This window comes from Enterococcus sp. AZ089 (assembly GCF_050547225.1).
Classification (GTDB): domain Bacteria; phylum Bacillota; class Bacilli; order Lactobacillales; family Enterococcaceae; genus Enterococcus_D; species Enterococcus_D entomosocium.
Genome location: NZ_CP172954.1, coordinates 1,043,152 through 1,067,104 on the forward strand (window position 1 = coordinate 1,043,152; position 23,953 = coordinate 1,067,104).

Annotated in this window: 19 protein-coding genes and 2 pseudogenes; 20 read left to right on the forward strand and 1 reads right to left on the reverse strand. The window is 34.0% G+C overall.

Features of this window, described 5'->3' with window-relative positions; translation table 11 throughout:
* Window positions 1–838 precede the first annotated feature (838 nt).
* From IGJ01_RS04770 to IGJ01_RS04805, 8 genes and pseudogenes are all read left to right on the forward strand, one after another.
* Complete coding sequence (locus IGJ01_RS04770) at window positions 839–2,293, forward strand: glucosaminidase domain-containing protein (RefSeq protein ID WP_430601476.1); 1,455 nt, start codon at window positions 839–841, stop codon at window positions 2,291–2,293.
* A gap of 386 nt (window positions 2,294–2,679) precedes the next feature.
* Window positions 2,680–3,132 (forward strand): annotated as a pseudogene (tnpA, locus tag IGJ01_RS04775) (IS200/IS605 family transposase).
* Between the two features lie 682 nt (window positions 3,133–3,814).
* Window positions 3,815–4,327, forward strand: coding sequence for a hypothetical protein (locus IGJ01_RS04780; protein WP_430601477.1), 513 nt, complete (start codon window positions 3,815–3,817; stop codon window positions 4,325–4,327).
* A 75-nt stretch (window positions 4,328–4,402) separates the two neighbouring features.
* Window positions 4,403–7,711, forward strand: a complete 3,309-nt coding sequence (locus IGJ01_RS04785) for a leucine-rich repeat domain-containing protein (RefSeq protein ID WP_430601478.1) — start codon at window positions 4,403–4,405, stop codon at window positions 7,709–7,711.
* A 28-nt stretch (window positions 7,712–7,739) separates the two neighbouring features.
* On the forward strand, window positions 7,740–8,315 hold the full coding sequence (locus tag IGJ01_RS04790) for an LPXTG cell wall anchor domain-containing protein (protein ID WP_430601479.1): 576 nt from the start codon (window positions 7,740–7,742) through the stop codon (window positions 8,313–8,315).
* A 131-nt stretch (window positions 8,316–8,446) separates the two neighbouring features.
* Window positions 8,447–9,217, forward strand: coding sequence for a hypothetical protein (locus IGJ01_RS04795; RefSeq protein WP_430601480.1), 771 nt, complete (start codon window positions 8,447–8,449; stop codon window positions 9,215–9,217).
* Window positions 9,218–10,368: 1,151 nt separating this feature from the next.
* Complete coding sequence (locus tag IGJ01_RS04800; RefSeq protein ID WP_430601481.1) at window positions 10,369–11,499, forward strand: AAA family ATPase; 1,131 nt, start codon at window positions 10,369–10,371, stop codon at window positions 11,497–11,499.
* Window positions 11,471–13,711 (forward strand): S8 family peptidase, encoded by a 2,241-nt coding sequence (locus IGJ01_RS04805; protein ID WP_430601482.1) that lies wholly within the window; start codon window positions 11,471–11,473, stop codon window positions 13,709–13,711. The genes IGJ01_RS04800 and IGJ01_RS04805 overlap by 29 nt, the downstream gene beginning before the upstream one ends.
* 202 nt (window positions 13,712–13,913) lie before the next feature.
* On the opposite strand, the gene IGJ01_RS04810 is transcribed toward IGJ01_RS04805, so the two are convergent.
* The gene (locus tag IGJ01_RS04810; protein WP_430601483.1) at window positions 13,914–14,480 is read right to left on the reverse strand and encodes a transposase; all 567 of its coding nucleotides are present in this window, start codon (window positions 14,478–14,480) and stop codon (window positions 13,914–13,916) included.
* Window positions 14,481–14,764: 284 nt separating this feature from the next.
* Here IGJ01_RS04810 and IGJ01_RS04815 point away from each other — a divergent pair.
* The 12 genes and pseudogenes from IGJ01_RS04815 to IGJ01_RS04870 form a co-directional block, all read left to right on the forward strand.
* Window positions 14,765–14,872: pseudogene (locus tag IGJ01_RS04815) on the forward strand (glycoside hydrolase family 2 TIM barrel-domain containing protein); the annotation flags it as partial.
* A gap of 194 nt (window positions 14,873–15,066) precedes the next feature.
* On the forward strand, window positions 15,067–15,351 hold the full coding sequence (locus IGJ01_RS04820; RefSeq protein WP_430601484.1) for a glycoside hydrolase family 2 TIM barrel-domain containing protein: 285 nt from the start codon (window positions 15,067–15,069) through the stop codon (window positions 15,349–15,351).
* A gap of 567 nt (window positions 15,352–15,918) precedes the next feature.
* Window positions 15,919–16,320, forward strand: coding sequence for an RNA polymerase sigma factor (locus tag IGJ01_RS04825; protein ID WP_430601485.1), 402 nt, complete (start codon window positions 15,919–15,921; stop codon window positions 16,318–16,320).
* Window positions 16,317–16,550 (forward strand): helix-turn-helix domain-containing protein, encoded by a 234-nt coding sequence (locus IGJ01_RS04830; RefSeq protein ID WP_430601486.1) that lies wholly within the window; start codon window positions 16,317–16,319, stop codon window positions 16,548–16,550. The genes IGJ01_RS04825 and IGJ01_RS04830 overlap by 4 nt, the downstream gene beginning before the upstream one ends.
* 342 nt (window positions 16,551–16,892) lie before the next feature.
* Window positions 16,893–17,204, forward strand: a complete 312-nt coding sequence (locus IGJ01_RS04835) for a helix-turn-helix transcriptional regulator (RefSeq protein ID WP_430601487.1) — start codon at window positions 16,893–16,895, stop codon at window positions 17,202–17,204.
* Window positions 17,205–17,306: 102 nt separating this feature from the next.
* Complete coding sequence (locus tag IGJ01_RS04840) at window positions 17,307–18,485, forward strand: tyrosine-type recombinase/integrase (RefSeq protein WP_430601488.1); 1,179 nt, start codon at window positions 17,307–17,309, stop codon at window positions 18,483–18,485.
* 909 nt (window positions 18,486–19,394) lie between these two features.
* On the forward strand, window positions 19,395–20,408 hold the full coding sequence (adhP, locus tag IGJ01_RS04845) for an alcohol dehydrogenase AdhP (protein ID WP_008377614.1): 1,014 nt from the start codon (window positions 19,395–19,397) through the stop codon (window positions 20,406–20,408).
* A gap of 101 nt (window positions 20,409–20,509) precedes the next feature.
* Window positions 20,510–21,229: an AraC family transcriptional regulator gene (locus IGJ01_RS04850; protein ID WP_176285408.1), complete on the forward strand. Its 720-nt coding sequence runs from the start codon at window positions 20,510–20,512 to the stop codon at window positions 21,227–21,229.
* A gap of 267 nt (window positions 21,230–21,496) precedes the next feature.
* Complete coding sequence (locus tag IGJ01_RS04855; RefSeq protein WP_096742382.1) at window positions 21,497–21,901, forward strand: VOC family protein; 405 nt, start codon at window positions 21,497–21,499, stop codon at window positions 21,899–21,901.
* A 191-nt stretch (window positions 21,902–22,092) separates the two neighbouring features.
* Window positions 22,093–22,518, forward strand: coding sequence for an Rrf2 family transcriptional regulator (locus IGJ01_RS04860; protein WP_034878711.1), 426 nt, complete (start codon window positions 22,093–22,095; stop codon window positions 22,516–22,518).
* Window positions 22,519–22,653: 135 nt separating this feature from the next.
* On the forward strand, window positions 22,654–23,304 hold the full coding sequence (locus tag IGJ01_RS04865) for an NAD(P)-dependent oxidoreductase (RefSeq protein WP_244733300.1): 651 nt from the start codon (window positions 22,654–22,656) through the stop codon (window positions 23,302–23,304).
* 166 nt (window positions 23,305–23,470) lie between these two features.
* Window positions 23,471–23,932: a GAF domain-containing protein gene (locus IGJ01_RS04870; RefSeq protein ID WP_008377623.1), complete on the forward strand. Its 462-nt coding sequence runs from the start codon at window positions 23,471–23,473 to the stop codon at window positions 23,930–23,932.
* Window positions 23,933–23,953 lie beyond the last annotated feature (21 nt).

Here is a 23,953-nt window from a genome sequence, read left to right on the forward strand (position 1 = left end):
ATACGTTTTATTAACTTTTAAAAATTGTATCAATTGTTTAATGTAAAGCATAGCCATACTAGATAATGTTATCACGTATTTTTAAAAGCTAAAAAAATAGTATAATATTTTGGGGAATATATATATAAAGAAGGTATTTATGAATGCACCGTTTACTGTTTTCTTTGTGACTATTTAATTAAAACTGTTTTTTTGAAATAAAATTTATGTAAAGTTTTATGCAAAGGAATGGAAATATCAAGAATAAATAGTTTCAAATTTGCTAATTATAAAAAAAGGAACCCAAGATTTTTTAGAAACTATTAAAAATCCCAACCTAAAGATTTAATTTGAGTGATATTTGGTCATTAAAATCGTAATACAGATTTTAATAATTTAAATAATGGAGTTTAAGTTTAGAAAAGTGGGAGGGCTCAGGGAAAGAATAAAAGTTTCAAATAAAGAGTTCTAACTGGATCGTGAAACACTTAATTGATCATATTGAACTTAATTTAAAAGTTTTAGTTAACTTTTCAGATCATTGATTAAGATACACCTTTTTAAAAACAGAGGTGTGGTATTAGTTTTAATCCTCAAGAATTTGAAATAATGGAGAGAATTGATTTTCAAGATCTCAAATAGTGATGGAGTGACTATAACTTACAGGAAGAAGGTAGGATTGTTACGCCGATTAGATGCACTATATAAGACTATAATAGATAAATAATTATTTTTTTTCTGAAAGAATATACAAAAAATTAACACATTATCGAGCGAGTAAGTATAGTAAAAATGCTTGTTTTTGTAGATACCAAGCTACTACTATCTTAATAATAATCATAGAAAGGAAGTATATTGAGTGAGAAAAAGAAGTAAACTATTATCTACTTTGTTAATAGTTAGTCAGGTTTTTGGTTATACGCCAGCGGTTTTGGCTAATGAACAGAACAACAATCAACCGACAAATTCGCAATCTGCAACGATAACCGAAGAAAATACAACAAGTTCCACTGTAGAAGAAAATCAACCAGAAACACCGACTGAAGATACACCAGATAATCCAGAAACGGATGTTCCACCAATCGATTCTGAAGAACAGCCAGAAACACCGAATCAACCTGACAAACCAGAAGACAATCAAAAACCTGAAGAGGAATCGTCAGAAAAACCAAATGAGCAACCTTCTGATGAAAGCGCACAGGCTCCTCAAAAACCAAGTACAGAAACAGAAGTGGAACAGCCAATAAAAACGGAACGCCCACAAAAGGCACCTGAACAGGGTGTGACTGCACCTATGAATGACGTATCACAGGCACAACCAACCGTTTCAGAAGAGACAAAAAACTATCATCAAGCACCAAGCGCACCGATACAAGAATTAGTCCCTTCTAGCGTACAAGATACCGAAGGGAAGATTCATTTTGAAAAAGATGAGTCTGTAGAAACGTTTATCCGTAAAATCGGTGAATCTGCTCGTAAAATTGGACAAGAAAATGATTTATATGCTTCTGTCATGATCGCCCAAGCCATTTTAGAATCAGCTAGTGGTCAAAGCAAGTTAGCCCAAGCACCGAATTATAATTTGTTTGGGATTAAAGGCACACATAATGGAAAAGGCGTCTCTTTTGCGACACAAGAAGATTTAGGAGACGGAACACTTTATACGACCCAAGCAACCTTTCGGCAGTATGAGAGCTACGAAGAAAGCTTAAAAGACTATGCCAAACTGTTAAAAGAAGGCTTAGTTGGAAATACGTCTTTTTATGATGGTGTTTGGAAAAGTAAGGCAAAAACTTATCAGGAAGCGACCAAATTTTTAACAGGAAGATACGCTACTGATACCCAATATGACCAAAAATTAAATGGGTTGATTGAAACGTATGAGTTAACGACGTTTGATAAAGAAGTGGCGGGATCAACACTCGCAAAAGATGGCTATATGGTACCTCTAAAAAATTATTCAATTTCTAGTTCCTTCGGTTGGCGAGGAGAAGAATTCCACAGAGGGTTAGACATGGCAGCCAATCAAGGAGAACCGATCTATGCGAGTAAGGCAGGAATGGTTATCAAAGCGGAGTTTCACCCTTCTTGGGGAAACGTGGTAGTAATTGAGCATGAAGACGGAAGTGCTGCCCTTTATGCCCATCAACAAGAATATTGTGTGGAAGTGGGACAAACAGTTGAACAGGGACAAATTATTGGTTATGTGGGTTCAACAGGAAATAGTACGGGACCGCATTTGCATTTAGAATTTGCCTTAGATCGCAATTTAGCGGTGAATGGACTGATTGATCCGTTAACAATTTTATTCTAAGAAAAAGAGTCGTTCTTCGACATTTAGTGATGGTAGAGAAATATACAACTGAAAATGGCTCTTTGTCAATAAGGACTGATGAGTTGCGTAAAATCAAATCTGGGTCAGAATGAACCACATTCTGGCTCAGATTTTTTGTTATCTTACTTTGATTAATTGATTGATCAAAAAGGGCTCTTTGTCAATAAGGACTGATGAGTTGTGCAAAATCAAATCTGGGTCAGATTTTTTGTTTATTGACTTTAGTCAGTTTCGTTCGCGTAGCGTACGAAACAAAAAAACCGCGCGTTTCTGCGCGTGGACGAAATAGCTTTAGCGATAAAAAACTCCTTTCGATATACTAATAGTGGCTACCAACCGCATATCAGATCGAAAGGAGTTTTTTTATGTCTAACGACGATAAAAGTTTAGCACATACCAGATGGAATTGTAAGGTTCACATAGTCTTCACCCCGAAGTATTGACGAAAAGTGATTTAAGGAAAGTTAAGAGTAAGTATTGGTCAGATATTAAGAAAATTGTGTGAGATGAAAGATGTTGAAATCATTGAAGCTCATGCCATGCCTGACCATATTCATATGTTAGTAAGAATACCACCAAAGATTAGTATTTCTATTTTTATGGGCTACTTAAAAGGACGAAGTGCAACCTTAATCCATGAAAAACATGCGAATTTGAAATATTAGTATGGGAATAAAAGTTTCTGGTCCAAAGGATACTATGTGAGTACGGTTGGGTTAAATCAAAAAACAATTGAAAAATATATTCGAGAACAAGAAGCAGATGATCGAATAAGAGATAGTATAAGTAAACAAGAGTATGTAGATCCATTTAAATAGTTAAAGAGAGATAGGGCTGTGAGCGGTTGGTGGTCATTTAAAAAGCCCCTTTTAAGGGGCTAGAGAGTGGTGAGCCCTTCTAGGGCTGTTAAAAAGCCACCCGTTTCACGGGTGGATATTTACTTTGATTAATTAATTGATCAAAAAGTTTCTAATTCTCATGTTATCGAATGATTTATATCCGTAGAATACTCGTTTTATTATCTTCATGATTGGTGATATTAGTTATACTCTTGCATAAAGTAAGGATAGACCGATAACTTTCTTGGTGTGCAAAAGAACCAATTAAGAAGTCCTAAAATCTTAATTAAAGAAAGATATTTGGATAAAAAACAAGTTATATATTTGTACCAATTTTTTTATTTTTGGTGGGACAAATCAATCGGATTAAAAAAAAGTAAAAAATAGTATTTTCTAGTTTAATGAATCGAAAATAGACTATTATTTGTGACAAAAATTAAGCTAGCTAATTTATCTATCTTTATGAATGCAGACTAAATCCTTTCGATACTAACTTCTCAGTATTCTTAAATTTATTATATCATTTTTTTTTTTTTTAAGTAGGACTGTTAAATTAATAAATAAAAAGAAAAGAAGTTTCATTTTAAAATGCTAATATGAATTTGTCCGAAAGGCCTAGGGACAAAATTATTCAAGTAACTTAATAAGAGGAGTGTTTTGTATGAAAAAAATTTTACTAAGTACTTTAGCAATTGGGGCAATTTTGAGTAGTGTCGCGGTGCCTTCTGTAGTATCTGCTGCAACACCTGGTGAAAAAGATGTTAAAGTTATTTATTCTAATCAAAATACAATTCCTGATCCAGACAATCCAGGTGACCCACAATGGCAAGTTGCAATTCCGTCTGCTGTGAGCTTCAATGAAGAACGAAAAAAAGTTGACGTTACAGTTGAATTACAAGACATGGATGGAAATCAACATACTGATAGTAGCTTGAATGTAGGAGTAAAACTTGCATCAACTAACGGCTATAAACTGACAAAAGATGATGCAGAAATTGACTATCAAGTAGGATATGGATCTAAAGTAATGACAACAGGTGATGTTGAAGTTGGGACGTTGACTGGTGGAAGTGATACAACAGCAAAGATTCCTGGTCTAGCAACACTTACTGGGACAACAAATAAAGTTGGTCAATTTACAGATACATTAACTTACACCGTACAAAAACAGTAAGAGACAAGAGTGACTAAGGGGGCCGGAAAAGGAAAATCTTTTCTGGCTCTCTTCTTTAAGAAAGGAGGATGACTTATGAAAAAGAAAAAATATATTTCTCTTTTTCTAATAATAACTCTTGTGGGAGCTATCGTTATAAATGCTTTAGTCCCCAATATTGCAAGTGCAAACGAAAATGCTCAAGAAGAGTTGTCTTTAGGTTTTAAGGATAAAAATTTGTACGATAATCTTTTAATAGAAGTAAATAAATTAAGTTTAGAGCAAAACAAGTATGAACAACTAACTACAGAAAATTTACTACTTTTGGAAAATATTGATTTAAGTAATAAAGGGATAAGCAATTTAGCTGGTATAGAAAACTTAAAAAACTTAAAAAGTATCAACCTTTCCTCAAATAGTATTGTTGATTTATCACCATTAAGTGCGTTAAATCAATTAGAATCTTTGAATATTTCAGAACAAAAAATAGAAAAAAATATCCCTCTAATAACTAAATCCGAGATAACCATAGAAAATCCATTAAAGGATATTCATGGGCAAACTATTTCTGATTTAACCCCACAATCACAACTTACAGAATCAGGAGATATTTATCTTTGTGATTTGAAAAATGGTCAGCAAAATTATCAGGCAATGTTTAAACATGATACTGGAAAAGGAGAGTTTTCTGGTGAAATTGTATGGTCATTTTCTGTGCAACTAGAGGACACATCTCGTACTGAAAATACTGATCCTGCAACTTCGGAAACAGAAAGTGGTGGAGTGTCGTTGGATGAAAACGATGATTCGTTGGGACTAAGTAGTGAGGTGAATTTTGGTAGTTCGGATATTTTAGGAGAACCCAATTTTGATAATTGGTTCAAATACGCGTGGCATGAATATGCGGGTCACAAAACGAAATATACGATAGATGGAGGAACTGTAGAAGCAGGATCTTACATGAGACAAAAATTTGTAATGACAAGTCCTGCAGTAGATCTTAACCGTGATTTAGAAATTGAAGGAACTCTCCAACTAATAAGAACTCGTTTTACTGGACAAGATCTCTCTGATGAGTGGTGCCAATGGCACCATGGTTTTTCTATTTTATTTCATGATGATCCGACAGGAAAGGATCGGTACAATGGTGCAAGGCCATTTGCTAATTTAGCTGTATATGACGTACCTAGTCTTGGTGCATATAATGGAAATCCGCTAGATAACGGTGTAGTTTTAGAAGTAGATTCATCTCCAAGTAGTAAGAATAGTAATAGAGTGATATATGGAGATGCCAATGCTAAAGGTGCTCATATAAGTATTAATGAAACAGATGCAAATGCGCGAGTTTCATCAACTAGCAAGTTAGTACCTATTTCATATAATGAGCCCGCTGAGGACTATGCATTTCCAACTCCAGAAAATTTTAAGATAAGTTGGGACAGCTCAGAAAATTTGATGACATTTACTCTTGGTGAGTGGATTACTGAAAAAAAAATTTCTTCTGAAATGGCGCAAAGACTGAAAAATAACGCATATATTTCTTTAGTTGCATGTACCGGTGACTATGCACATGATAAGTCCCAAGATGGACAACAAGATGGACAATATCTTAAGGCGCCTATTCGTTATCACATAAAAAAAATAAACTATACTTCTCAACCTGAAATAAATGTATCTTATCTTAAAAAAGATGGTTCAGGAAATGAAACAGTTGTACCTAATAACTCTATTTTTGAAGAAGAAGAAGAAGTGAAAATCCGTTATCAGATAAAGAACACTCAAGAAACTGAAGAGGAAAAGAGTGTAAATTTACAATTAACTGATCAGTCATTCAGAAATGAACGGGTCTTAGAAGACAATAGTACGTCACCATTTTGGTACAAGCCATATATTGTAAAGGGGAGCTTTAAGAGTTATGTGGGAGAATCCGAAACTGATGATCAAACAATTGACGCAACGAAGTTCCTTGAAGGAGAAAAAATACAAACCACATTACCTGCTAACCAACAAGTGAGGACAATTGAATATGTTATACGAATACCCAAAGTTTTGGGTAAGGATATTACCGCATTATCTCATGAGTTGACAGTTGGGAGTGAAGTGAATAAAGCTCAAATGAATACAAAAGGTGAGGAAGTTGTGTCTATTCCAGATTCTGCTCTAAAACAGGGACTTGTGACTAATGTGGTAAATACGATTCCACAAGAGAGACCTACAGTATTTGAACAAGAGGTATATGCTAAAGAATTAGCAACTTTGAATGAGATAGAACTCTCAGGTTTAGGTATCTCAAATTTAACCGGTATAGAATATTGTGAGAATGCTCGTAATATTGATTTAAGTACGAACAAAATCTCTGAGGTGAGTCAACTAGCGGGTTTATCACAATTAGATCAATTGAATCTTTCGGAGAATGAGGCGCCACAAAAGGTCGAACAGTTAACTCAACTAACAATTTTATATCTTAATAGTGCAAATCTAGACTCGGATTATTTAGAAAAGATAGGACAACTTTCCAATTTGGAAGAGTTTTATGCTCAGAAAAATAAGATTAAAAGTGTTGCTCCATTGAAAAGCTGTGATAGTTTAAGAGTATTAAATCTTGATAATAATCTTATAACTGACTTACGTCCCTTAAGTAATATACAAAGTTACAAAGATAATATTTTTGAGTATTCCGTGTTAAATCAAGTAGCGAGTAAAGAAGAACCTTATTTTGGTGAAGACACTTTCTCTGTTGAAAATACAATCTATCTTCCTGATGGTATAAGTAAAGATATTGTAGAGTCAGAAAAATATCTATATGATGCTGTATCAAATAAGGTGGTTTGGACAGGTGTAACTGCTGAAACTAAAATGGTAAGCTATCAATGGGAAAGCGAGCCTGAACCTAGACAGAAGTTTTCAGGTACAATGAGTGTCACACTTCGCCCAATAGATACTCCTGATTATTTGGTGGAAATTCCGTCTCAATTAACTTTAGGTGATGTTATCGATGAAAATTCACCTGATTATGATCCAACTATTGATCCAACCTCACCTGACTATAATCCAGATATAACAGTAGATAAACAGAATCCTCTTGTTTCGGGTATGGTAGGTGGAAAAGACATTGTTTCTGTCAAATCAAATGAAGAATTTTCTGGTAAGATAACTATTTATACAGATGCAGTTTGTACAATGACCAATGATAAGGATCCTAAAGATAGAGCAAGAGTGAATGTATACAAATCATTTGAAGATAAATTAACTGGGTTGGGAACAGACAAAGCCGATCCATTGATGGAGTTAACTAATGAAAACCGAAAAGGAGTTTTCAGGTTAAAGACACCAAGTGAAAGCTTTGTCGTTGAGAAAGCAACTTATACAGGGACGATGCAGTTTATTATTGAATATAATCCATAAGTGTCTTCAAGGAAAGGGGATAACCAATATGAAAAAAAGTATTTGTATACTTTTACTTGGATTCTTGTTGTTTTTCGTTGCTTCCTTTGAATCAGCATTAGCATCGGAGAAGAATCAAGAAGTTCCGGTAGTTTATACTGTTTCTATTACTGAGAAACATAAACTTTCTGTTTCAGTGAGTGGTCCAGGAATGGTGGTAGATGGTTCTCAAACAATAGCTAGTGGGACAATGATTTATGAGTTGCCTGTAGGGCAAGAGAAAGTTCTATTGGCAGTTCCAGAGAAAAATGCTGAGATTGATAGTATTACTTGGCGAACGAAACAAGGAACTACAATCAATAATTTGCAAACCTTCGATAGCAGAAATGGGACAGAAATTAAGCTGAAAGGATTAGCGGAAGATACTTTTTTGGAAGTTCATTTTAAGGAATCTAATGAAAAAAATGAAGGGGACGTTAGTAACAGCCCATCCTCATCAGATAAAACTTTTCCAAAAACCGGAGGATTAAAAAGTGATACTTTGGTACAAATGGGACTTCTGATTTTACTTGGGTGTATTATTATGTATTGGAAAAAAATAAAAAAACTACTTATGAATGATTAATATTTTTCATAAGTTAGCTAGAAAATGGGCTACAGGAGGCAAAGCATACAATTTGCACACTGTAGTCTTATTTTGAGGAAAAGCAACTTTAATTATATTGTAACAGAAAAATTTGTGAAGGAGAGATACAGTTGAAGAAATATCAAAAACAAAGGGATTATGACAAAAAATTTATTGATAAAAATGGCAACACTTGGGAATATTATTCAATAAAAAAAATGAGAGAAATTTATTCTAAAAATTTCAAAGACAAAGTTAAAGTAATTGGTGAATTAACGAATAATGAAGAAAAAAATGTGGCTTTATTGAGTGATGATACGAAAGAAGAAAAGTATCATTACATAGGAAATATTCAGACAAATAAAAAATTTCAACGACACATAGGTTATGTAGTTTGTGATAATGACGAGTATGTGGCAATTAATGGGACAGACTGGAAAAAAGTTGGAGGTATACTGATTAGTGTATTAGCACTTGTCTTATTAATCGTTGGAGGATTACAATTTAGAGACAACGGTCCTAGCTTAGATGGAGGGGCAAGTGATTATGAATCCAAGTTAAAACGACCTGCTAACTGGGACGATAGTAAAATTGCAATTCCAGGGTATGATGAAATTGTCGCGAAAAAAGGAGAGGGGGCTGCATACGTTGCGCTATATAATCCAGAAGGAAATCCAGTATATTTTCAGTTTGAAGTTATAATGGATGATACGGAAGAAGTTTTATTAAAAACAGATTTAATTGAGCCGGGTAAGGCTGTCAAAGCAATACCTATATCAAAAGAACTTGAAGAAGGAGAATATAATATCACATTGAAAATTTCCACATATTCGATCGATGATTATAAGCAAAAAATGAACGGTGGAGAGGTAAAAACGAAGCTAAAAGTAATGGACGAATAATGTATTCTAAGCAATACAATAAAATTAATACTTACGGATGCCTATTTTTTATTTAAGCAAATTAATTAATAGTGTCATGAAAAGTTTTTATGTCCTTAAAAGAACTGATGGAAAGGGAAAATTAATTCTGAGACAGAATGAACATCGTTTTGTCTCCCTTTTTCGTTGTTGTTCTTTGGTTGATTAGTTGTCAAAAATGAATTTGATATTTTAGGTTTTAAAATATATTATTATCGATTTACTGTCCTAATGCAGAACAATCAGCGATCAAGAGAACTAAACAATAGTTAATTTTGATTTATCGGAACCTTTGAATGGATGTATCCTATTTAACGGTTATACAGAGAACAATTCAGGGAATAACTTCTTGAAAATAACATAATAAAAAACATTCCGAAGAAATAGAAAAAGTATTCAGAAATAAAAACATGTGACATTATATTAGAATTAAATAGATAAAAAAATAGGAGAATGACATTATAATGGACAACGTTATCCAAAAGTAAGTGATTGCTCAAAATATTTTGAGCAATCACTTACAAATATAGTAGTCAATTACGTCAATGATGAATGTGAAATAAGAAATGAAAGTGTGTTTCTTAGAATGATTTTTCACGATTATAAAAGAAGAAACTAATGGGTAATTGTAAATGATCTATCAGATAATGGAGAAATTGATAGATTGATAACAGATTTATTGGGATTGAATTTAGCTTAAGTAATCATAATGTAAAATCTTTAAAAAGAAAAATATTTCAATAAAAAATTGATTTTTTGTCAAATAAAAAGGAGATTCAAGAATTAAAACCAATTATTAAGGGGATTAGATGGGGGATTGAAACTGTGATAACCATTAGGGAAAAGGTTTATATTTGAGATTATTGGAATTATAGTAACATCACAAAAAATAAGACGTCAAAATCATTATAATCTAATTTTTGATATTTCAAAAAGAAAAACTATTAATAGGTAATACTAAAAATATCGAACATCAGTTAGCTTTGTATTTTTCTTCTTTTTTTATTGATGGTTATATTGTATAATTGTGGGACGATATATTATCGTTTTTTTTTCAGTTATATCAATCGATATGCCATATCCTGTCCCGCGATATGGATTTGGTTTTATTTGGGACGAAAAGGAGGAGCGCAATGCGTAAAAATGTTCTTAATTATTTGCCGGATTTAGTTGAAGCAAGCTTTGGTAATGACAACAATTCACTCGAGTCTATTATTTTATCTATGATTCGTATGTTAAACAAGGATGATGCTACAAAAAACATCGCTGAAAAAATGTCTAAGCTTCTATCTAAACACCAAGCAGGCTTATATCCAGATCAAAAAATTATTCGCTCATATAAAGGTGAAAAAGATCTCTTTGAAAGTAGTTTATACATGTATCAAAAAATTCCAACAAAATCGCTTTCTCAATTAGTGCTTAATAATGAAGTATTTAACCATATAGAGGATATAATTGCTTCATATAAAAACAAAGATAAACTTCGAAAATTAGATATTAGATATAGTCAAAAAATCATATTGAATGGTCCTCCCGGAACAGGAAAATCATCTATAGGAGAAGCCTTAGCCTATGAATTAGGCCTTAGCTTTAATTTAGTAAATTTACCTGCACTTTTTTCGAGTTATTTAGGTGATTCTGGTAAAACAATTTCAAAACTTTTTTCAGCACTCGAACCCAAAAAAGCTGTAATAGTATTTGATGAGTTTGACAGTATTGCAACAAGTAGATCTTTGGGAAATGATGTTGGAGAAATGAGACGAGTCGTTAATTCTTTGTTAACAAGTTTGGATAATTGGAATGGGGAAGGGCTAATTGTTGCTACTACAAATGACAAAGAGAATTTAGATAGTGCTGTTTGGAGGAGATTTGATGATAAAATAGACGTTACTTTACCAGATATTCATAACAGAATTAAGCTTTGGGATCAATATTCTAAGCACGGTTTAACTAGACAAGAACTTTTATTATTAGCAGAATTTAGTGAACAGTTCTCTCCAGCAGAAATTGAAATTTTATCACAACAAGGATTGCGTTTGCAAGTACTTAAAAATAAAAATATGTTCTTAACAATTTTTAATCAGATTTCTAGTTCGAAGATAGATTCCAAAAAAAAGAAAGAGATTGTTAAGTATGTAAATAAAAATTTCCCTAAACTAACAACTAGAGAAATTGGAGAGTTAACTAATATTTCAAAAAGTTCTGTACAAAGATACTTAAAGGAGATGAAAGAAGATGGGGGAGAAGCATCCATTAATTCTTAATGGTAAGGTTTTAGCCGAGTCTGGTCCTGATCCATCCAGAGGGGGAGGACCTGACATTGAAGAAAAAAAATTTAAAAGAAAATTGGAAGAAGCAAGAGAACATCTTTTACCACAACTTTATCAGCTGAAAAATAAGGTGAAAACCATGTCTATAGATGATAGACTCGATAATATTTATTTTAAAATTAGCTATCCACACCAATTTCTAGCAAAATCATATCAAGTTTCTTCAATTTATCGAGATTCAAAAATTGAAGTTGTTGGTTCTTGTACGTGGATTGATGAAGAAGGAGAAGAAGGAAGATCAGATTTTTTAAGGGGATCTGAAAAAAGCATTGATTTGTTGGGAAATTACATTTCTGATACTTCTGTACAAATACAAAAAAAAGAAATCAGAAGAATGGAAGAAATCTCATTGTTGAGTCCGTTAATAAATTATGATTCCGAAGATGATGAAGAATGTTTATATGAGCTTTCTTTTTATTCGGTGACTGATATTGATGAGTTACTCGAAAAATTTGAATCTAAACTAGGTATAGATTCTAAAAGTTACAATGTCCTAAAAGCAGATGAAGATGTAATATTTATTGTTGTCAGACTATCTAAAGATGAATTAAGAAGAATCGAAAGTTTCAACCCACTAAGAGCAAGTTATTCTGTTAATAATAGAGAATTTATATCTGCATCTTTTTCTCAAGAAAGTACGAGAAATAATTATAAGTACAATAAAATTGAAACTGAGGAATTGAAGAAGTTGCCTTGGATTGGTTTAATTGATGGTGGAGTGGCAAAAAATACAGAATTCTTTTCTACAGTAAATCAATTGCATGAGAGTTCGGCCCCATCTAGTCAAAAATATATAGAACATGGTACATCTGTAGCTAGCGTACTTTTATATGGAGATTTAGAAGAATCGGGTAACCTTGAATTGTCACCTGCGTTTAGGATTCAAAGTATTAGAGCGCTACCATCAGATCTTGATGTTGAGTTTAACTTAATTACAGTAGATAAGCTAATTAAGGAAGTTGTGCCTCGGTATCCAAATATAAAAGTATGGAATTTATCTATTGGACCACAAGGACCAATACTTGATGAAGTTGTGTCTTCGTTAACACGCTTATTGGATCAGATATCTTATGAAAATGATGTTATCTTTGTTATTGCAGCTGGAAATACAGGATTAGACTCAGGAATATCAAAGAGGATACAAATCCCTGGAGATTCAGTAAATAATCTGACAGTGTCTGCCTATTATGTAAATGATGAAGATAAGTTATTAACAACTGATTATAGTTCAATAGGACCTGGTCGAGAAGGTGCTAAACTAAAACCTGACTTAGTGGACCATGGGGGATTACTTCCTAAGGATCCGATACACACAATTTCTTCTTATAGCTATTTATTAAATAAAGTTGATGGGACATCATTTGCAGCACCGCATATAGCCAGAAAACTCGGTTTTATTCTCGACCAATATCCAGAATTAAACGTATGGCAAGCACGTGCTCTTTTAGAACACTCACTTGCATTAAAGATAACATCAGACAGAGATATCTCGTTGGAAGGAAAAGGAGAATTCAATAGAGGAGAAGAGCAACTTTTTTTATCTAATGAAGATGAAATAAGAATTTTATATTCTGGTAAAATATCTGCGAAAGGCTATGTATTATTGCCTATCCCACTTCCAGATAACACAGAAGCGCGAGTTGCAACCATCACTTGGACTCTGGTAACAAAAACAAAAGTTAATCCTAATCACACAGATAGATACACAGAATATGGGATAGAAGATGATTTTTATCCAAATTCAGAGAAATATATGTTTAGAGAATCTAATAAAACCAAGACAATTGATTTGTCTCGTGAAGAAGATAGGGAACAAGTTGAGGCATTGGTTCAAAGTGGGTATCGTAAAGCTTCATATCCAATAAAAGAAAATCCTAAATATTTAGATGAAGGACAAAGAAGAAGAACGCTACTAAAATGGGATACTACTAAAACTCAAAGAGTCAACAAATTAATATCTAGTTTAAATAAACCATTTATCAGACTTCATGGTTTATCAAGATCAGAAGCACGAGATAGAATAGAATACGCTTTAGTTGTTACAGTGAAATATAAGAACGATACCAATATATATAATAATGTTATGAACAAATATCCAATATTACAATCAATCACTTTACAGAATAATAGTGTACAAAGAGTATAGCAATTTGGGGGCTTTTTAAGAAATAGAGGGAAAAATTTTCCTTTATTAATAAGGCATGATGAGTTACTTAAAATCATAACTGAGACAGAATGAATAAAATAGGCTCTTTGTCAATAAGGAGTGATGAGTTGTATAAAATCAAATTTTAACTCAGATTTTTTGTCATCTTACTTTAATTAATTGCTCAAAAAGATTCTATTTCTCATATTCTCAATGATTTAAATCCGTAGGCTACTCGTTTTATCACTTTTATCTTGTTGTTTGTTCCTTCTAATGCACCATTAATATACCTGGTTTTTATAGCATATTGAATCCCTAGTTTGTATTTATTTAAAAACGTTAGCTTCTTACAAAACCATTGGGGGAGGTGTTGATCTAAGCTGTTGATCGTATCGAAAAAGCTTTGGCTGTCCTTGTGTTCAAAGTGATAGAGGAGGAGCTGACAAGTCTCGTGAGCCCTTGTTAATTGCTCGTCATAACTCAAAAGTTCATCAACGATCGCTTTTTGCGTCACTGGTCTACGAAAGGATCGATCATATTGATAATTGGCACTATCCAGATCACAGGCATGCTTAAGGAGTATTTTCCAGAATCGTTTCAATCGTCGATACTTTGTCGGTTTCGTTTTTTGAAAGATGTTCATTGTTTTGATTCGCAACTGATTTAACGAACGAGTGATTTGTTGGACAATGTGAAAATGATCGGTCACAATTTTTGCTTTTGGGAAGACCGCCTTTACAAGTTCAAAATGTGGTGTATTCATATCCATCACGACGTATTTCGCGTTCGCTCGTTCTTTTTCGAGTGAATTTAAGTAAATGTAGTTTTAAGAAAGCAAGTCGACGACCCCCTAATACACCGATCAATTGCTGGGTCTGCCTATTCATAAAAACAAAACTCATTTTTCCACTGCAGGACTTCATTGATTTGAACTCATCAAAACAAGGGACCGAAGGTAACGTATCAAAACGAGGATGATACGTTTTTTTACAGGCGTGCAGAACACGCAGGACAGTTGCGTCTAAGCGTTGAATGTCGACAGACATTCTTTAAGGGCGTGGTTTGAATGAACCAGTAAATATTAAAGAGTTTAATTTAATGAAATGGATTGGTGCTAATTCATTTAGAACCTCCCATTATCCTTATTCAGAAGAAATTAATTGATTAGCAAATCGAGAAAGTATTGTAGTTATTGATGAATTACTTGCAGTAGGATTGTAATTAAATTTCATAGTTACTTTAATAGATGATACTGTAGAAAAGCATGATACGTGGAAAGAAATACGGAAAAAAGTGCCCACGAAGCAGTAATTAAAGAATTGATAGAATGAGATAAGAATCATCATAATGTTGTAATGTGGTCTATAGTAAATGACCCAGATTCGGATTCTGAAGATGCTAAAGAATATTTTGGGACCTTAGTCGAATTGACTAGAAAATTTGATTCTCAGAAGAGACCTGTAACAAACGTTACGTATTTAAAGTCAACACTCAATATTTATAAAATAGGTGATATTGTTGATATATTATTTTTAAGTCGTTATTATAATTGGTATGTTTTAGGTGAAGACTTAACACATGCAAAATATCTGTTGAAGAAAGAGCTAGGTAGATGGAAATATGTCCTGATATACCAATAATGTTTACAGAATGTGGTGTAGATACAGTAGCATGACTTCATGATACATTACCAACAATGTTCATAGTAGATTATCAAGCTGCCTCTTAAAAAGTAAATCACGAAGTAACAGATAAATGTAATCATTTTGTTGGTGAACAGGTTTGGAATTTTGCAGATTTTGAGTCAAGCGAAGCAATATTAAGAGTACAAGTAATAAAAGGAATATGTACTAGAGAGAAGGCCAAAAAGGATTGCGCACTTTCTGAAGATCGGGAAGATCGGAAGGTTGTCGATACCAAATTTTAATTATAAAAAATAGATATATTTAGAGTTATGAATGTTTTTTTATAGAAACATAATAAAATAAAATTATAAGTTTTTAGATTTTGAAAACCGATTAGGCTAACCTAGTCGGTTTTTTGTTATCTGTTTTTTTAATGTAAGTGCAACATTTGATAGTTGTAGGATAAAACAAGTTTTATCTATTTCAGTATATGGATTTTTACAATATTTTTCTAGTTTTTCGAAAAAAAAGCACTCTTAGATTGTTGTATTAGTGGAAAGGGGAAAATGGAGCGAATTTACGATGGGAAAAATTTTTAATGAAAATTCTATACAACATCAATTTGATGCTTATTGCAAAAAGGTTTTACGGAATGAAGCAAAAAATATCAGAAAACGGAATTCTAGAATAAAAAAGAGTGAAGAACCACTAGATTATTCCAATGAGGGAAAATATCCGCAGACTGAATTTGAAAATCAAAGTAGTTATTTTTTACTAGGAATGGAAATTTTAGTTTCAGACCAAAAATTATCAGCAGCCATTGACGATTTAACGGAAACGAAGAGAAAGATTGTTTTGCTTTATTACTTTGCAGGTTTTAACGACAAAGAAATTTCAACAATACTAAACATGAGTACTAGTGGTATTTGGTACCAACGAACAAAGGCAATAGAACAGTTAAAAACGGGGTATGGTCTTTGGTGAGAAATTATTATCCACTAGTTCCAATACCAATTATTTTATCTGCTATAGAGGAAGATCCAGTTTCGATAAAAATTATACTTAAGTATTATCAAAGCTACATGGCTAGTTTATCATTGTCAAATGGTTTTAACGAAACGGGAAAATCTATTGTTTATATAGATGAAATCATGTTAAGACAATTAGAAACAAAATTAATAGAATCTATATTGAAATTTAAAGTTAAAAAATAAAAAAATCCCCTTTCCATTTTTCTCTCTAAAAGGATCTTTTAATATTCAGATTAGGAGATCTTTAGTTGAAAGTTCTAATTGTTCCTTGAAATTTGAATAGGTTTTATCAGTACGTTAACACTTCAAAGAGCATATTTTAGTTACGCCATGACCTTTTTATAATAGCGAGCGATAAATGTTCTAAAATAATTTTTATATAGTCAATAAAAAGCGATGACTTGATAGTGGGATAATGATACTTCCGTAAGGCTCGCCGTAAACTTGGGGAGAGGTGAAAAAACCTATGTGCTTTTGACAAAAGCAGCTGATAGAGCAATTTATTATTAGAAAGGAAGAGGCAATATGTCAAATGATGGCGATAAAAAAACATTTTCGGTATTAGAGAATTGTCTGTTTTGTCAGGAAAAGAGAGATGATTACACTAGTAAATTGTTAAGTCTCAATCAATTGCCATTAGTTTTAACTAATAAAGATTTAAAAGAACAATTGCAAATAAGTGATAGTACTTTAAATCGTCTTATAAAACTTGGAGATTTTCCTAACTGTTGGTTTGGAATTAGAGGACACTATCTTAGAGACGATATTTTAGAATGGGTAAAAAAAGGAAAGGAAGATGATTTTCGTGATCAGCTTCGTTTACTTCGATCATTATAGGATTCATTTCTTCGTCTATTTGAGGTATAATTATTTCATAAATAGAAAGATTTTCAAGAATTTCCGATTGTTGGGTTCCTTAGTAATTGGAGGGAAAAACAAATGGAAAGTATGAATCGATTTAAAAAACATGTTACTGCAACTGGAAAGGTCACTTGGTACTTTCAGGCTTTTAGAACTACAAGACGAGGGTTTAATTCTAAAAGAGAAGCTCAACTAGCTTATCTCGAAATGCAAAAACAGCATAGAATTAAGCAAAAATTTATTGGTAGTGATGATAGATTTAATGTAATTAGTCAAAAGTGGTTTGAATACTATCGATCTCTGTGTGAACAGAAGCTGACAACTTATGACAAGAGAGAAGAACAGGTGAAAATTCTTAATCGATGGATTGGTGATATGAAGCTAAGTAACTTATCTTCAGAAGAACTTCAAGAGTTTCTTTTCATTTTAAAAGAAAAAGGAATTAATGGGGTTGACGTAGGTTATGCAAAAAACAGTTTACAGTCTCTTGTTCAGGTTCTAAATATGATTTTCAATTATTGCAAGAAAAAGAATTTGATAAATGAGAATCCAATGAAGTTTGTTAGAATGCCCAAGTATCAGTTAACTGTTAAAGATTTAAAAGAGTCTGTGAGTAGTTTAGAGGATAAGTTTTTAACAGTAGACGAGTTACGAACTTTTTTAAACTACGGGATTATTAATGAAGAGTTACCTATGTCTGTGCTTTTTCATATTTTATTTTATACTGGATGTCGTGTGAGTGAAGCACTCGCCTTGCAACCTCAAGATATAGATTTTGAGCGAAATGAAATCTTATTTTATAAACAGACAGCAGTAAAAGGTAAAAGTAAAGATTTCCGTATTGAAACAACTAAAACTATTAGTTCTGCTAGGCGAGTACCGGTCACATCTTTAGTAATAGAAAAGCTTGGACAATTAATTAGTGTATTGAATGATATGAGAACAAACAGTAAATTCGTTGTAGATGAGACTTTCTTATTTGTCTATCTTGATCCTGGTAAGCGCGGAATTCCTTATCGTCGTGAGTATGTAAATGATCATGTTAAGCGTTGTGTTGAACGTTGTGGAATTAATAAAGATTTTCATACCCATTTAGCACGTCACACTATGGCAAGTTTAGTTGCAGAATATTGTAGTTGGGATGTTTTGAAGGATCGTTTAGGTCATACAGATAGCACGACCTCAAAAATCTATCGACACTTGACATCAAATGAAAAATTAAAGCCCTTAATTGCTTTTAATTCATTGGAAAATTAGGGAAAAACAAAGGTATTTAAGATTCTCAAAAAGTGTTTTTTCTATTCAGTAGTCAAAAAGTAGTCACTTTTTTTAAATGCTTTTATATCAATGCTTTAATGGCTTTTCACAAGTATCAAAGAAATTCGTCGTTAATCATTTATTATCAGATGAAGCAAAAGCCCTTGATTTCAAGGGCTTTTTTCTTTTGTCTGAGGTGAAAAAAACTTTCTATTCGTTGTGATAAAATCATGAAACGACTATAAGAACAGGAGGGGATCATTGCTGCATACCGCTGGGTACCCTTGTATTTTGATGGGAACAGTCGTCTGAGTGAAACACAATGCCATCGACTGAAACTTTTTGTGGACATTTATCGGCTATCCGATAGTGACAGATTGCAGGTTGTCGATTGTTTGATCGATCACCTTTCAGCACTAGTTGCTTTTATGTGCAGAGAAGGAGAAAAAGGGAGTGAAAATTGTTAGAAAAACACTGATGAGGGACATCACGTTAAATACCAATATGACATTCAGTGCCTGAAAGAAAATAAATCGTAAATCACCGAATTGATAAAAAAAGGATTAGAGAATAATGGGGAAGACCAAGATTACATGTTTATGTAATTTCCTCTTGATAGGTTTTATTAAAACTTTTGTTATTTATCTGATGATTTTTTTCGTTTTTTTAGTCCTTGTAGTTTATGGAATTTGAAATCTAAGAAAAAAACTTGAATTATTTCATTATTTTTTTCTCATAAATGATTACAGAAAAAAAGCAATATATTCCCCTTTTTTTGATGGTTTCTATGGTAACCTTCTCGATAGGGAACTTTCTTTTATCTAGCTATTACTGACCTCTTCGTGTTAGTTAATTACTTCACAAATAAAAGAAAGTTCTTTATTTAAATGAACTGAAAGAGGTGTCTTTATGAAAGCAGCTGTAGTATCAAACGATAAGGTTGTAAAAATTGAGGAAAAAGAATTGAGAGCGCTTCGTCCGAATGAAGCATTATTGAAAATGGAGTGTTGTGGTGTCTGCCATACGGACTTGCATGTAAAAGATGGTGACTTCGGAGATGCATCTGGAATCGTACTTGGACACGAGGGAATCGGTAGAGTGGTCGCGATCGGTGATGATGTTACTTCTCTAGCAATCGGTGACCGTGCAAGTGTCGCTTGGTTATATGAAAGCTGTGGATCATGCGAATACTGTGTGAACGGGAATGAATCATTATGCCGTTCCGTTAGAAACGCCGGATATTCTGTAGATGGCGGTATGGCTGAAGAGTGTATCGTTGTAGCTGACTATGCAGTGAAGGTACCAGAGGGCTTAGGTTCTGCTGAAGCCAGCAGCATTACTTGTGCAGGTGTAACCACATATAAAGCGGTAAAAGTTTCTGACATTAAACCAGGTCAATGGATCGCGATTTATGGTTTAGGAGGATTAGGAAACCTAGCCTTGCAATATGCAAAAAATGTCTTTAATGCAAAAGTGATTGGGATTGATATCAACGAGAAACAATTGGACTTTGCAAGAGATCATGGCGCTGACCTTGTGATCAATCCTGCGAAAGAAGATGCGGCAAAAATTATTCAAGAAGCAACCGGCGGCGCACATGCAGCTGTAGTAACAGCTGTTTCAAAAGCAGCCTTCAATTCTGCTGTCGATGCCGTTCGTGCGGGTGGTACGATTGTAGCGGTTGGTCTTCCACCAGAAAGCATGGACTTGAACATTCCTCGACTTGTATTGGACGGTATTAAAATCGTCGGTTCCCTTGTTGGAACACGGACTGATTTAGCAGAAGCTTTCCAATTCGCAGCCGAAGGAAAAGTCGTTCCAAAAGTTGTCATGCGTCAGTTAGAAGAGATCAATGATATTTTTGATGAAATGCTTTCAGGAAAAATCAAAGGGCGAATGGTCATTGATTTTCAAGAGAAATAAATAGAAATAGAAAAACCAACGGGTGAATTTTAAACGAAGGAGAAGATTTCGTGTGTAACTTATTGATCATTGATAGCAAAGAGCATGGAGCAGTTAACGATATGATTCGTTTGATCGATCGTCATTTTCCAAATGTCATCTTGCTTCCGACGGTTTGTTCAAAAAAAGCGCTTCAGCGTACCTGTCTTGAGCAGCCGGTTGAAATTGCAGTGATTAATGCGGATGGCGAAGAGGACTCTTTTGAATTATATAAAGTATTGCTTTCATTTTGCCCTAATGCAAAAGCAATTTTGTATTCTGCTGTAGAAAGTTTTGCTACCGCTCAAAAAGCGTTGCGTTACGGCTTGATTGATTACTTGGTCGAACCGATCACAAATGATTTTGTTTATGCATTGGATCGGGGAATTCAATCCATCAATCAGATTTCCTTGCTACACATCGAGAAAAATAATGAGGCTTCTCCTTCGCTTTCTTTAAGACATAAGATATTGCGCTATATTCATGAAAATTATAGAGAACATATTACGTTAGATACTTTAGCAGATCACCTGCATTTAAGCCGGTATCACACCAGTCGTTTGATCAAGAATACATTAGGAATGACCTTTTCATTGTACTTGATGATTTATCGTATTGAAGTTGCCAAAAAAGAACTATCAACAAGTGATCGATCAATCAGTGAAATCTCTGTCAGAGCAGGATTCAATGATCCAAATTATTTTAGTAAGAAATTTAAAAAAGCAACTACTTATACGCCAAAAGAGTATCGGAAAATTTATCGTGGGAAAGCTACCGTGATCGATTCAAGACTTGAGCTTTAAGTATTGAAAAAAACAGATCAGCTTGCAGTTGAATTGATTAGCGAAAAAATGACTTCTATGTGATGCGTATCTGGTTACTTTTCCATAGATGATAAAAGCAAAAGGCCTTTCATGAAAAGGTTTTTTTGCTTGGAAAAACGAGTTTTGAATGAGCTGATAGAAACCAACGGCGTAGGATAAGGTCTGATGTTTTTGTGAATCCAACGATAGAAGCTATAATGAGAGCGGATTCATCAATACAACTTATCAAAGAAAAGAGGCAAGAAAATGGCGAATAAAATGGTGTTTATAAATTTGCCTGTCACTGATATCAAACGTGCAACCTCCTTTTATGAAGCGTTGGGATTTGTCAAAAATGAAGAGTTCTCAAACGAGACTAGCAGCGGAATGGTTTGGAGTGAATCGATTTGGGTGATGTTGTTAGAACATGAGTTTTATCAACAGTTTCTGAATGGCAGACGTATTGCGGATACGAAGAACACAAGTGGTGCATTGATTGCGTTTAGCTTCGATACACCAGAAGAAGCGAAGAATTTTGCGAAGATTGCAGAAGAAAATGGCGGCCAATCGTTCCAAGTTGATATGGGGATTCCAGAAGACATGATGGTCGGCTATGAAATCGTTGATCCCGATGGCAATCAGCTTGAATCAGCATGGATGAATGGCTATTAGCAAAGTGATCGTTTAAATAAAAAGTAAAAAAGTGGTTCAGTATGCAGTTCCTTCAAGAAGTTAAGCTTTTGTGCTAACTTTTTGAGGGCTGTTTTTTTTGACGGGATTCTTGAGTTTTGTAAGATTGATCAGTCCCCTTTGTCTAAATGCTAAAAAAGAGGTATGATACAAGAAAAAGGAGTGGAGACGAAGTGAAATATTCAACCAAATACAGCGACGCCATTCACATCCTCGCTTACATCCACCTCTTTAAAGGAACTGATTTATCAAGTGATCGGATCGCCCAGAGCGTTGAAACGAATCCTGCTTATGTTCGCCGGATTATGAGTGATTTACGGGTTGCTGGATTGATCGAAAGCCAAAGAGGAAAACCAAACCCTAAACTAACGAAGGAACCAAATGAGATTTCTTTGTTAGACATTTATGCGAGTGTTGAAAAAGACCACCATCTTTTACATGCAGACAAAAAAACCAACCCCAACTGCTTAATTGGGGGGAATATTCAAGGGGTATTAGAAGAAACCTATGATGTGCTGCAAAAGAAAATCGAGCAGGAGATGAGTGCCATCTCGTTGCAATCAATCATTGAAGGCATTCGAGGAGAAGCCAAACAGTAGATTGAACGGACACAACACAGTAAAAAGAACTTTCACCTGCTAAGCAATTTCTTGACAGGAAAGAAAGTTTCTTTTATACTTTAGTTGTAACTTGATTAGTAACAACTGTTTTAGTCAAACAAAAGATGAGGAAGGATGATTATCATGAAAATCGGTGTTATTGGCGCAACAGGAAATGCAGGTTCAGCTATTTATCAAGAAGCAGTACAGCGAGGACATGAGGTGACTGCTATCGTTAGAAATGAAGCTAAAGCCAAAGAACAATTTGGTGATACAGTCAAAACACTTACAAAAGATGCTTTTTCGTTAACAGAAGGAGACCTCGACGGGTTTGACGTATTGGTCGATGCGGTTGCGACAAGTCCTGACCAAGCGTACTTGCATGTGGATTTGGCAGCAAAATTAGTGCACCTGTTTCGAGAAAAGAACACACGCTTGTTCTTCATTTTAGGAGCTGGCAGCCTGTTCAACGAAGCGGGTGAACGCAATCTTACCGAATTGAAAAAAGCCCCAGGAAGTGAAAGCTGGATCGCGATCCCAGAAAATCAGTTAGATGAATATCTCTTTTTAGAAACCGTCAAAAATGTTCATTGGGTCGGGATTTCTCCAGGGAATCTATTTCAAGAGGGACCAGCTAAACCAGCGATTTTAGGCAAAGATCACTTGCTTTTCAACGACCAAAAGAAATCAGTAACTTCCAGCGGTACGTTAGCCAAAGCAATTCTTGATGAAATTGAAACAGTGCAACATGAAAATACTCGTTTTACTGTGATTGATGCAGAGTAGGTTCAACAAATGATTGACCCAATCGATCAGAATCGATAGCTGCATAGGTTGGCAAGTAGACTGTTTCAGGCAACTTCTTTTTTCACAATTTTTGTTTCCAATACCCAATAATTTAGACAAGACAAATCCTCTGTCTTTGCTTATAATCAAGGACAGAGGTGATAAAATGAATAAAAAAATCGAAGCGTATGAATTGATGCTTCTGCAATTAAAAGGGTTGCTAGAAGCGGAGAGTAATTGGATCGCCAACCTAGCCAACTCTTCTGCTTTACTGAATGAAACATTGGAAGATACAGTGTTTGCCGGCTATTATTTGTTTGAAGAAGGCGAACTGATCTTAGGTCCATTCCAAGGAAGAGTCTCTTGCACTAGAATCACATTAGGCAAAGGGGTTTGTGGGGAATCAGCAGAGAAAAAAACCACATTGATCGTACCCAATGTCAAAGAACATGAAAATTATATTTCTTGTGACTCAGCAGCGATGTCTGAAATCGTAGTTCCCATGGTGGTTGATGATCAGTTGCTTGGAGTGCTGGATATCGATAGTGGAAAAACGAACAGCTATGATGCGATCGATCAGAAATATCTGGAAGAATTTGCTGCTTTATTGGTAGCAAGTCGTCAATAAAGTACTTGTTTTTTAATTTTA